The sequence below is a fragment of the Clostridium algoriphilum genome (assembly GCF_020443705.1).
Lineage (GTDB): Bacteria > Bacillota > Clostridia > Clostridiales > Clostridiaceae > Clostridium_AD > Clostridium_AD algoriphilum.
In genome coordinates this window covers 1-1401 of the sequence record NZ_JAIZZK010000093.1, presented here as the reverse complement: position 1 = coordinate 1401, position 1401 = coordinate 1, and the positions used below count along the sequence as shown (strand labels likewise).

The 1401-nt window shown below is 30.2% G+C and carries 1 protein-coding gene; it reads right to left on the bottom strand.

What is annotated here, in order from left to right; genetic code table 11:
- Nucleotides 1-75: 75 nt before the first annotated feature.
- A partial coding sequence (gene cls, locus LGK95_RS22010; protein ID WP_226127040.1) for a cardiolipin synthase occupies nucleotides 76-1401 on the bottom strand: 1326 nt, incomplete at its 5' end.

Below are 1401 nucleotides of genomic sequence, written 5' to 3'. Positions count from 1 at the left end.
AAATTCAATTCCAAATAAGAACCGAACGAAAAAAGTTTGGAATGACTAGAAAATGTTTTTCGGAAATTTATAACATCAAGCAATTGGAGCAATAAACCGCCATATAGATTCATAGATTTTTTTCCATAACCCACGCTTAGAATAGGTTTCAACATCAAATATTGTACAATCCTTGATATCATTTAAAAATGTATCACGACATTTAATTGCAAACTTATTATCGTAAATAAATGCATTGATCTCATAATTAAGACTAAAGCTTCTAGTATCAATATTTGCAGTTCCTACTGATGAAACATGATCATCTACAACAAGTGTTTTGGCATGGAGAAAACCTGAATGCAGATATACCTTTACACCGATTTTTAAGAGTTTAGCAACATTTAATAAAGAAATGGCATAAATAGATTTTTTATCAGGTATACCTGGAAGCATTATTCTAACATCGACCCCACCAGAGGCCGCAATTCTTAGAGCATCTAATATAGTTTTATCTGGAACAAAATATGGTGTCTGAATATACAAATATTTTTTAGCGGTGGTAATCATTTTTACATACCCATCTTTTATAGTATCATTTGGACTACTAGGACCACTTGAGAGTATCTGTACTCCTATGTTTCCATTCTCAATAGGACTATAAAAGCTTTTTAATAACTTTTCATCAAACTTCAATTTAGCTCTGTTTTTCTTTCTAAAGCTTTGATTTTGTAAAAAAACCAAATCAGACCAAAATCTTGTTTGAAGGGAAAGTACACTGTAACCAGTCAACCGTATTGTTGTATCCCTCCATGGTTTATTTATTTTTTTTAAGCCAAAATATTCGTCTCCCACATTAATTCCACCAGTATGCGCAATTTTACCATCCACAATAACTATTTTTCTATGCAATCTGTAATTGATAAGCAAAAAACTTTTTACTATTGATGGCAAAAACCTGTACACCTGTCCACCAGCTTCTTTTAACTCCTCAAAATCATTCATACGGGTATGTAAAGAGCCTATACCATCATATATTAGTGTTACTTTTACTCCCTGACTTGCCTTTTCTCTTAAAAGATAAAGAAATTTTTTACCAACATTATCTTTTGCTTTAAATATATAATACATTACTTCAATACTTTTTGTTGCGTTTTTGATATCTTCAAAAATCCTTGAGAAATTTTCCTGAGCATTTAATAAAAGCTCAACATCATTATTTTGAGTAAAATAACACATTGCATTCTGTGAGTTCATTCTTATCAAATCTATGTATTTTCTAGTTTCTAATTCTTCAAACTGTATTTTATCTGCAGCAATATCATGAATATGTTGCTTTAGTACCTTATTGTACTTTTCCTCTATTTCACCCATGCCATATTTTTTTGATAAAATACGCATTTTATATTTACTACCAATTAA